Annotated in this window: 1 protein-coding gene; it reads right to left on the reverse strand. The window is 63.8% G+C overall.

Annotation, left to right across the window (positions count from 1 at the left end; translation table 11 throughout):
* Window positions 1–541, reverse strand: a 541-nt coding sequence (locus EXE44_RS21000; RefSeq protein WP_199241271.1) for a hypothetical protein, incomplete at its 3' end; no start/stop codon positions are given.
* Window positions 542–577: the final 36 nt, after the last annotated feature.

Raw genomic sequence — 577 nt, forward strand, 5'->3', positions numbered from 1 at the left:
GGATCTCGTCGAGGAGGTCCGCGTCCGAGTACCGGGGCATATTCGAGGGAGTATTCCGGTCCTCCTCGGAGAACCGATAGCCGTCTCGGTCTCGCGGTTCCGCGACGAGCGTCGACAGTTCCTCGGTCGTGGAAATCACGTCGCAGTGGATCGCCGCCTGTAACAACAGGACGAGATCCCACACCTCGACGCCGACCTGTGCTCCACGCGTGCCGACGTGCGCGTCGTCGGTCACGAGTCGCGCGTCACGCTGCGACGCGATCGCGAGGCACCGCGCGTCAGTCGAGGAAAGCGCGTGATCGCCCAGATCGTCCGCCAGTTCGAGTTCGGCTCCCGTCGGAGCGACGATTTCGAGCCAGCCGTCGTTGTACGATTTGACGGCGTCGATACGCGTGACAAAATCGTATCCCTCGGCCGCGGCACGGTCGAGTTCGTCGATGACCGACAGCGGCGTCTCGACGGTCTCGAACACCGACGGGAGCAGTTCCAGCCGGTCGATCTTCGCGAGGGAACTCAGGACGTTGTTGTCGATGAGCGCCATCCGTCGATTACTCGAGGAACGTCCCCAGGCGATCCT

Source organism: Halorubrum sp. SS7 (genome assembly GCF_005435055.1).
In the GTDB taxonomy this organism is placed as follows: domain Archaea; phylum Halobacteriota; class Halobacteria; order Halobacteriales; family Haloferacaceae; genus Halorubrum; species Halorubrum salinarum.